Here is a 9642-nt window from a genome sequence, read left to right as displayed (position 1 = left end):
GGGCCTGGGCCGGACTGGAGGGCCTCGACACGGGACTCGGGCGGCGCGCCGAGGCCCGGACCGACCGGTGCGGGACGCGGGACGCCTCAGCCCCGGTGGACGCAGAACAGCGGACCGTGGTAGGCGGAGACGTCGAACCCCTCCGAGGAGATGGCGGCCCCGACCCGCTCCGGCCGGCTCCACCCCTTCCCCTCGTCGTACCGGGTCCACCACAGCCGCCCCCACCCGCCGGAGTCCTCCTGGTGGAAGACGCAGTACAGGTGGTCGTTGTACCGGGCGATCGCCGGGGCGTACGAGGTGCGCACGGGGTTGCCGTCCGGGTCCTCGATGCGCCGGCTCCCGCTCCAGCTCCGGGAGACGCTGCTGTAGGTCATCCAGTGGAGCTGGTCGTCCCCGCGGTCGTGGACGCAGTAGAGGTGGTCCTTGAAGCGCTCCACCACCGGGGTGCGCGACGAGGTGAACCCTCCCGGCACGTCGCTCTCGGCGCTCCATGCCTTGGTCCCGGTGTCGTGGCTCAGCCAGCGCAGTGTGCCGTCCTCACGCCTGAGGACGCAGTACAGGAGGCCGTCGTAGACCGTGAGGGAGGCGCCCGAGGCCCTCACCTCCCGGCCGCCGGGCTCCTTCACGACCTGGTCGGCCGACCAGCCCGGCTCCGCGCCCTCGATGTTGTAGCGCGACCACCACAGGCGGGTGTCGGAGACGTCGCGGTGGTGGACGCAGTACAGGAAGTCGTTGGCGTGGGAGACCGCGGGCTGCCCGTGGTTGGGCACGCGGTTCCCGAGCACGTCGGTGATCTCCCGGTCGCCCCTCCAGGCCCCGGTCTCCTTGTCGTAGACGTCCCACCACAGGAACGGGTTGGCGGCGGTGTCCTGGTGCAGGCAGTACAGGAGGCTCTTGTACGCCTCGATGCCGGGGCCGTGGGGCGACCAGGCGCCGGGGACCTCCAGGTCCTTGGACCAGCCCGCGCCCTCCTCGAACTTGAGCCACCGCAGCTCCCTGTTCCGCGACCTGTTCCAGCGGCGGCGGGAGGAGCGCCGGGGCTTGGGGTCCGGACAGGGGCTGCGCTCGTGCGCGACGCGGCCGCCGACATAGGTCGCCGCCACGGCCCGGTCGTCGCCCAGCGTCGCGAGTGCGAACAGCAGGTCGTCGACGGTCTCGCTCTCCGCGGTGCGCGCGGCGAGCAACTGGGTGGCGGAGGGGTCCAGGACCACGAAGTCGGCCTCGTGTCCGGGCGCGAGCGAGCCGATGACCCCTTCCAGGCCCATCGTCTCGGCCCCGCCGAGGGTGGCCAGGTAGAAGAGCTTGGTGCCGTCCATGGGCACATGGCCGAGTTGGCCCACCTTGTAGGCCTCGCCCATGGTCTGCAGGAGCGACAGGCTCGTCCCCCCGCCCACGTCGGTGCCCAGGCCGGTGTGCACGGGCCGCTTGCGGTGCCTGGCGTCGCGCATGGAGAAGAGCCCGCTGCCCAGGAACAGGTTGGAGGTGGGACAGTGCGCCACCCCGCTTCCGGTGGCCGACAGGCGCTTCCACTCGCGCTTCTCCAGGTGGACGGAGTGGGCGAAGACCGCCCCGCGCCCGAGGAGGCCGTAGTGCTCGTAGACGTCGACGTAGTTCTCACGTTCGGGGAAGAGCCGGCGCACCTCCTCGACCTCGTCCCTGTTCTCGGCCAGGTGCGTCTGCATGAGCGTGCCGGGGTGCTCGTGCCACAGCTCCCCGGCCAGGCGGAGCATCTCGTTGGTGCAGGCCACGGCGAACCGCGGGGTGACCGCGTACAGGCTCCGCCCCACGCCGTGCCACTTGCGGATGAGCGCCTCGGACTCCTCGTAGCCCTGCCGGGGCGAGGGGTCCAGCAGGTCGGAGCGGGCGTTGCGGTCCATGAGGACCTTGCCCGCGGCGACGCGCATCCCCCTGCGGTGGGTCTCCTCGAACAGGGCGTCGACCGAGACCGGGTAGGTCGCGCAGTTGACCAGCGCGGTGGTGGTGCCGTTGCGCAGGATCTGCTGGCAGAAGAGCTTCGCGAACCGTTCGGCGTAGGCCCTGGAGGCGAAGCGGGCCTCCTCGGGGTAGACGGAGTTCTGCAGCCAGTCCAGGAGCTGGTCGCCGTAGGCGCCGATGATCCGCGTCTGCACGTAGTGCACGTGGGGGTCGACGAACCCCGGCAGGATCAGCTTGTCCCGGTGGTGGACGACGGTGGCGCCGACGGGAAGCTTCTCCACCAGGTCCGAGTACTCCCCCGCCGCGGTGATCCGGCCGTCCCGGCAGACGAGGAGGCCGTCCTCCACGTACTCCAGCGCCCCCTCGCCGGAGGTGAGGAAGGGGTCCTCGGCGAACCAGACCAGGGAGCCGCGGACCGCCGTGACGGCGCCGCAGCCACCTCCGGCCTCCGGGGGTGTGGTGACGGCGTTCATGCCCGACCACCCCCTCGGGGTCCCGGTCGCCGGTCGGATTCGCGCCTTCTCGCGGCGTCGCGCACCATGTCCGCTCCTCGCTCGGGTGCTCGGTCCGTCACCGCGAGTACCCGGAGGTCACCGGCGGAAAACTCCCCCTGCCCGGCGTCGTCGCAGGCAGGGGGCTGTGTCGGCATCGGCGGTGCTCGTCGCCGGGTGGCGGCGGCACGGGCGGGCCCGGGCACACGCGCCGCCCAGGCGCGAGCGCGTCGGCCGTTCCTCAGGTGCCCAGGTAGCGCAGCACCGCCAGCACCCGGCGGCTGTACCCGGAGGCGTGCCCCAGTTCCAGCTTGTCGAAGATCGCGTTCACGTGCTTCTCCACCGCGCTCAGGGACACGAACAGGCGCTGGGCGATCAGCGTGTTGCTCAGCCCCTGCGCCATGAGCTCCAGGACGTCGCGCTCGCGCGGGGTCAGCCGCGCCAGCGGGTCGGAGTGGGTGGTGCGGGCCAGCAGCTGGCGCACCACCTCGGGGTCGAAGGCCGCCCCTCCGGCCCGGACCCGCTCCAGGGCGTCCAGGAACTCCCCCACCTCCGACACCCGGTCCTTGAGCAGGTAGCCGACCCGGCCCGAGGCGGCGGCGAGCAGTTCGGCGGCGTAGCGCTGCTCCACGTACTGCGACAGCACCAGCACCGCCACCCCCTCGTGCTCGGCGCGGATGCGCAGGGCCGCGCGCAGCCCCTCGTCGGTGTGGGTCGGGGGCATCCGCACGTCCACCACGGCCGCGTCCGGCCGGTGCCCGGCGACCTCCTCCAGCAGGGCCTCGGCGTCGCCGACCGCCGCCACCACCTGGTGGCCCTCCTCCTCCAGCAGCCGTACCAGGCCCTCCCTCAGGAGGACCGAGTCGTCAGCGATCACCAGGCGCATGGGGGCTCCGTATCCGTTGTTCGTCGGGCAGCGGCAGGGCGGCGTGCACCGTGGTCGGCCCGCCCGCGGGGCTGTGCACCGACAGTGTCCCGTCCAGGGCCTGGACCCGTCGCGCCAGGCCCGTCAGACCGCTCCCCTCCGGGTCCGCGCCGCCCCGGCCGTCGTCGAGGACCCGCAGGTCCAGCACTCCGCCGCGGCCGTCCACGTGCACGATCACCTCACCGGCCCCGGCGTGCTTGACGGCGTTGGTGATGGACTCGCGCGCCACGAAGTACACGGCCGCGGCCAGCTCGCGCGGTGGCGGCGCGGGCAGGTCCGAACGCACCGCCACCGGCAGCGGGCTGCGCCTGGCCACCTCGGTCAGCGCCGCCTCCAGTCCCAGGGTGTCAAGGGCGGTCGGGTAGACCCGCCAGGCCACCTCGCGCAGTTCGTCGAGCAGGATCCGGGACTCGGTGTGGGCCTCGCGCAGCAGCCCCGCCGTCCGCTCGGGGTCGGTGCCGCGCTGGGCCCGGCCCAGCAGCATCGCCAGGGCCACGACCCGCTGCTGCACCCCGTCGTGCAGGTCGCGTTCGATCCTGCGGCGCTCCTCGTCCACCGCGCGGACGATGCCCGAACGCGTCTGGGTGAGCTCGTCGATCCGGCGGTTCAGGAGGTCCTCGTGGCTGGGGCCCAGGAGCCGGCGGGCCAGGGAGCGGTCGACGGCGGAGGCCAGCGCCGCGACCAGCCACACCGCGGCGAGGACGACCAGCCCCACGGCCAGCCCCAGGTTGACGCTGGAGACGGACAGCCGCGCACCGGGCAGGGACACCGGGACGCTGGTCCCGGTCCCCGTGACGGCCTCCAGCGCGGCCCCGCCGAGGAACACCGCCACCAGCAGGGCGGCCGACGGCGCCAGATAACCGCACACCAGGGCGAGCGGCAGCCGCAGGAGCAGGTAGGCCGCGCGGTGCGCCGTGCCGGTACGGGCCCGGACCGCGCACCCCGTCCACCGCTCCAGCCGCGCCAGGTCGAGGTCGCACAGCTTCCCGGTCCACCGCGAGAGCGCGTCCCGCGTCCGCGGACGGGCGGAGGGCCGGACCAGCGCGGCGGCCAGGAGCAGCAGGGACGCCGCCGCCCACACGAGGGTGAGGGCGGCGGTGACCAGCCCCAGGACCGTTCCCGTGAACTCCCCCGCCGCGCGTCCGAGCGGCACGGCCGCCGCCCCCGCACGGGCGCGGAGACCGGTTGTCCCTCGTGCGCCGCCCGACTCGTCCATGCCCGCTCCCCGTATCCGGCGTACCGGTCTCACGCGTCCCGGCGCGTGAGCACCAGCGCCCCCGCCGCCAGGGCGGCCGCCGCCCAGCACAGGAGTACCATCCCCCCGGCGCCGGGCGGGAGGGCGGCCTCGGACCGCCCCATCACGAACGCGCTGTCCACGAACGACACGCCCGCGGACAGGGGGAGCCGTTCGGCGACGTACACCCCCGTCCGGCCTCCCAGCAGCACGAGGACCGCGGGCAGGGCGAAGAGCAGTGCCGACACCGCGGCCAGCGCCGCCGCGGCCGAGCGCAGCGCGGTTCCCGCCCCCAGGGTGAGGGCCGCGACCAGCGCCAGGTACGCCGACAGGCGCACCACGTCCGCGGCTGCCTCGGCCGGGTCCAGCGTTCCGTACCCCTCGATCAGCGGGTGCAGCATGACCAGGTGGGCGGTCAGCGTGCCTGCCGTGCCCGTGACCAGGCCGCACGCGAACACGAACGACATCAGGGCCACGGTCTTGGCCGCCAGCAGGCGTACCCGGGCCGGGACCGCCTGGAGCGCGGGGTGGACGGAGCGCGAGGAGTACTCGGAGGTCATCACCGGAAGGGCCAGGGCGATGACCGCGAACTGGGCCGCCCAGACGGCCGCGTAGACCGCCATCTCCGAGGCGGGCACGTCGGCGGAGGGGATCCGGTCCTGCTGCATGTTGCCGACGGTGGCCACCGCGGTGAGGGGGGCGACGGTCGCCGACAGGCCCAGGGCCAGGGCCGCTCCCCACCAGGTGGACCTCACCGAGCGGAGCTTGACCCACTCGGAGGAGGCCGTCGCGGCGAGGTCGGACACGGCGCGTGCCGGGCCGGCGGGCCGGTCGGGCCGTGCGGCGGCCGGTGCGGGCCCGGAGCGGGCGAAGGGCGTCACCGTCGGCCTCCCGTCGGCGCCGCGTACTGCACGCTGTCGGAGGTGAGTTCCCTGTAGGCCTGTTCGAGGGAGGCCTCGCGGGGGCTCAGCTCGTGGAGGGCGACCCCCGCCCGGTGGGCCAGCTCACCGACCCGCTCGATGGGCACGCCGGTCACGACCAGCTCTCCCGCGCCGGGGCGCTCGACGCCGGCGCCCTCCGCCTCCAGGGCGGTGACCAGGTCCTCGGGGTGGGGTGCGCGTACCCGCACGGCGCTCCACGCGCTGTTGTCGAGCACCTCGGCCAGGGGGGCGTCGGTGATGAGCCGCCCCTGTCCGATGACCACCAGGTGGTCGGCGGTCAGCTGCATCTCGCTCATCAGGTGGCTGGAGACGAACACGGTGCGCCCCTCGTCGGCCATCGACCGCATGAGGTCGCGCACCCAGCGCACCCCGTCGGGGTCCAGGCCGTTGACCGGTTCGTCGAGGACGAGCAGGCGCGGGTCGCCCAGCAGGGCCGCGGCGATGCCCAGCCGCTGGCCCATGCCGAGGGAGAAGGCGCCCGCGCGCCTGCGCGCAGCCCCGGCCAGACCCACGGTGTCCAGGACCTCGTCCACCCGCCGGTCGGGGATGCGGTGCGTGCGGGCCAGCGCCAGCAGGTGGGAGCGGGCGCTGCGTCCCGGGTGCACGGCCCGGGCGTCCAGGACTGCGCCCACGTGGTGCAGGGGCCGGTCCAGCTCCCGGTAGGGGCGCCCGTCGACCAGGGCCCGCCCCGAGGTCGGGCGGTCCAGCCCGAGAATCATCCGCATGGTCGTGCTCTTGCCCGCGCCGTTGGGCCCCAGGAAGCCCGTGACCCTGCCCGGCCGGACCTCCAGGTCCAGCGAGTCCACGGCGACGGTGTCCCCGTAGCGTTTGCTCAGTCCTTGCAGGGTGATCATGGTCGTCCTGTCGTCTCGGCTGTCGGCGGTGGGACAACGGTAGGGAGCGGGGGTCCTGCGCGGCCATGGGGTGCGCCGTCGGCCGGGGGTGTGGTTTTCCGCAGGGTGCGCCGCCCGGCGGGCCGCCCCGGCTCCGGCCGACCCGTCCTGCGGCGGAACCGGGTGCGGCGTCCACCGGGGGGTAGGCGGTCAGCGCTCCCGTCGGCGCTCCCCGTAGGTGAGGCGGCGCAGCAGGGTCTCGGCGGGACCCCGGTGACCCGTGAGCCTCTGGAGTTCGGAGAGGACGACGGTCGCGATCCAGGTCAGGAGCGCCACCGCGGCGGCCCCTGCGGCGCCCGTGCTCCCCCCGAGCCCTCCCGCGAAGGGGGAGAAGACCGCCGTGAAGACCACCGACTGGAGCAGGTAGGAGGTCATCGACCGCTGGCCGGTGGCGGCGACGGCCCGGGTGAGCCCGGAGGGCTCGGCCCCCCGCTCCAGGACCCGCCCGGCGGCCAGTCCGAACACGGCGGCCCAGCCCAGGCCCCCGAGCGGCCCGGTGAACTCCTGGAGCAGGCTCAGCGCGTCGGTGGAGACCCACGTGTCCAGGAGGCCCGCGCCGACCAGGCCGTGGGGGAGCCCCGCCAGGACGGCCAGGCCCAGACCGCCCGCGGCGGTGCCCCGGAGCAGCGCGCGGTGCCGCTCGGGCTCCTCCAGGACGCGGCGGCGGGCCGCCCAGACGCCCAGCGCGGCCGGGGGGACCACGAACATCAGCATGGTGACGGGTGTGTAGAGCAGCCATTCGGTGAAGTTCGCGGCCAGGGCCTCGGCCAGGGCGGCGACCGGTTCGGGTCGCTGCGCGACGGCGACCGCGGTCAGGGCCGGTTCGCCCTGGGGACCGGGTCCCGGCCCCTGCGCCAGCGACACCAGCACCCAGGCGAGGGGGAGGACGGCATAGGCGGTGATGACGCCCGCGCCGACGGCCAGCAGGGTGCGGTCCCGTGCCCGCAGGAGCCCGGCGAACAGCAGGAGGGTGAGTCCGTACGTACCGATGATGTCGACCGGTAGCAGCAGGACACCGTGGACGAGCCCGATGAGGACCATCCACATCCCCCTGCGCCTCAGGATCCGGCGGGCGCCGGCCCAGGCCTCGCCCCGGGGGTCGAGGCGCCGCAGCAGCTGCACGGTGCCGTACCCGAACAGGAACGCGAAGAGCGGTATGGCGCGCCTGTCGACCAGCGCTGCCTGGACCAGGGTGACCGCCCGGTCGGCGGCGCCGGTGGCGGTCTCCGCGTCGTAGGGCTGGTCGAGGAAGTGGCCGACGTTGACCAGCGCGATGAAGAGCAGCATGAGGCCGCGGGCGAGGTCGGGGGCCAGGGCCCGCTGGGCGACCGGGGTCGGCCGGTGCGGGCCGGGGGGCCGTTCGGGGGGTCCGCCCGCCGATGGCGGGCCGGGGGGTGACGCGCTCATGGGAACTCCCGTGCGGGGACGACGGGAAGGGGCCGTACCGGGCCCGCTTCGCCTGGAGACGGGGCGATCCGTCCGACCTGGAGGGACGCGGGGCAGGGGTCGGCCTGAAGGGGTGCCGGAACGCAACCTACCAACCGGCCCCCGCTCCCGTCGAAGGACTTCCGGTCCGGCGGGCACGCCCGGCCCCTGCCTCCTCCCCCGGCACAGGGCTGGCCCCAGGGGCGGGTTCCGCCGCTCCCCGGGAGCGGGGGGACGTCCTTGCGGCCGGTCGGCGCGGTCCGCACCGCCGGGGCGTACCGCCGGGCCCTCCCGGTGCCCGCCGCCCCGTACCGGAGGGAGCTGCGGAGCCCGGCGGATCTGCTACCGTCGTCGCCGTGAAGCGCGCTGCCATGACGACGACGCCGGAGAGTGTCCCGGCGCGCTGACAGACGTCTTGTTCGAAGCCCCGGGGCGAGTGCCCCGGGGCTTCGCCGTGCGGCCACTCGCTCCACCCACGCGAGGAGACCGCCATGCACGACCACCGCAAGCTGGGCCGTGAGCTGGAGCTGTTCGGCACCGACCCGCTGATCGGCTCGGGTCTTCCCTACTGGCTGCCGGACGGCGCCGCCGTCCGGCACGCGCTGGAGGAGTACGTCCGCACCGTCGAGAGGAGGGCGGGCTACCAGCACGTCTACTCGCCCGTGCTGGGCAAACGGGAGCTCTACGAGATCTCCGGGCACTGGTCGCACTACCGCGACGACATGTTCCCGCCCATGGAGCCGGGGGCGCGGGGCGCCGGCGGGGAGGGCTCCGAACAGCTCGTCCTGCGGCCGAGCCTGTGCCCCCACCACGCGGTGATCTTCCGGTCCCGCTCGCGCAGCCACAGGGAGCTCCCCCTGCGCATGGCCGAGCTGGGCGGCATGTACCGGTCCGAGCCCTCGGGCGTGCTCGGCGGACTCACCCGGGTCCGCGCCATCCAGCTCAACGACGCGCACGTCTTCTGCGCCCCGGAGCAGGTCGGGGCGGAGGCGGGGGCGGCACTGGAGCTGATCCGCCGGGCCTACCGGGCGCTGGGGATCACCCCGGCCCGGTACAGGCTGTCGCTGCCCGGACCGGGAGGCAAGTACGTCGCCTCCCCCGACCTGTGGCGGCGCTCCACCGCCCTGCTCACCCGGGTCCTGGACGACTCCGGCCTGCCCTACGAGGCGGTCGAGGGGGAGGCCGCGTTCTACGGGCCCAAGATCGACGTCCAGGTCGCCGACGGCGCGGGACGGGAGTCCACCCTGTCCACCGTCCAGGTCGACTTCCACCAGCCCGAGCGGTTCGACCTGCACTACGTGGGCGCGGACGGCGCGAGGCACCGGCCGGTCATGGTCCACCGCAGCATCGTCGGCAGTGTGGAGCGGGCGGTGGCCCACCTGATCGAACAGCACGGGGGCGCGTTCCCCGCCTGGCTCGCCCCCGTCCAGCTGGAGGTCCTGCCGGTGAGCGACGACCAGGGCGCCGAGGCCGGGGAGTTCGCCCGCAGGTGCGCGGAGCTGGACCTGCGGGCCCGGGTGAGCCCCCCGGACAGAGGCAGCTTGGGAGCGCGGATCCGCGCGGCCCGGCTCGTGCCCTACCAGGCGGTCGTCGGGGCGCGGGAGGCCGCCGAGGGGACCGTGGCCCTGCGCCTGCGCGACGGCCGCCGCCTGGACCCGCTGCCGGCGGCGGAGGTCCTGGAACGGGTCCGGGGTCTGGTGGGGGCGCACCGCACCGACCTGTGGGACGCGGCCCCCTGACCGTGTCGCCGCCGTCCCGGCCCCCGCCGAGGGGCCCGGGGCGCCGCGGACCGCCCCTC

General features: G+C 74.8%; 6 protein-coding genes and 1 pseudogene. 1 reads left to right on the top strand and 6 read right to left on the bottom strand.

The genetic code is table 11. The features are described 5' to 3' along the window. Positions 1 to 86: 86 nt before the first annotated feature. The 6 genes from guaD to ABZ234_RS18285 all read right to left on the bottom strand — a co-directional run bounded on the left by guaD (position 87) and on the right by ABZ234_RS18285 (position 7826). Entirely contained in the window at positions 87 to 2408 is a 2322-nt protein-coding gene (guaD, locus tag ABZ234_RS18310; RefSeq protein WP_355012877.1) for a guanine deaminase, read from the bottom strand. A gap of 259 nt (positions 2409 to 2667) precedes the next feature. After that, a complete protein-coding gene (locus ABZ234_RS18305) occupies positions 2668 to 3312 on the bottom strand; it encodes a response regulator transcription factor (RefSeq protein ID WP_355012876.1) in 645 nt (214 codons plus the stop codon). Continuing rightward, on the bottom strand, positions 3293 to 4504 hold the full coding sequence (locus ABZ234_RS18300; protein ID WP_355012875.1) for a histidine kinase: 1212 nt from the start codon (positions 4502 to 4504) through the stop codon (positions 3293 to 3295). Before ABZ234_RS18300 ends, ABZ234_RS18305 begins: the two co-directional genes overlap by 20 nt. A 92-nt stretch (positions 4505 to 4596) precedes the next feature. After that, complete coding sequence (locus ABZ234_RS18295) at positions 4597 to 5466, bottom strand: ABC transporter permease (RefSeq protein WP_355012874.1); 870 nt, start codon at positions 5464 to 5466, stop codon at positions 4597 to 4599. Continuing rightward, complete coding sequence (locus ABZ234_RS18290; RefSeq protein WP_355012873.1) at positions 5463 to 6380, bottom strand: ATP-binding cassette domain-containing protein; 918 nt, start codon at positions 6378 to 6380, stop codon at positions 5463 to 5465. Before ABZ234_RS18290 ends, ABZ234_RS18295 begins: the two co-directional genes overlap by 4 nt. A 189-nt stretch (positions 6381 to 6569) precedes the next feature. Further along, positions 6570 to 7826 (bottom strand): DUF418 domain-containing protein, encoded by a 1257-nt coding sequence (locus ABZ234_RS18285; RefSeq protein WP_355012872.1) that lies wholly within the window; start codon positions 7824 to 7826, stop codon positions 6570 to 6572. Positions 7827 to 8326: 500 nt separating this feature from the next. Here ABZ234_RS18285 and thrS point away from each other — a divergent pair. Continuing rightward, a pseudogene (gene thrS / locus ABZ234_RS18280) lies at positions 8327 to 9583 on the top strand (threonine--tRNA ligase); the annotation flags it as partial. Positions 9584 to 9642: the final 59 nt, after the last annotated feature.

The sequence above is a fragment of the Nocardiopsis sp. NPDC006198 genome (genome assembly GCF_040613895.1).
GTDB classification, from domain to species: Bacteria; Actinomycetota; Actinomycetes; order Streptosporangiales; family Streptosporangiaceae; genus Nocardiopsis; species Nocardiopsis tropica.
Note: the sequence above shows the minus strand (reverse complement) of the source record. Positions and strands in the feature narration are given on the sequence as shown.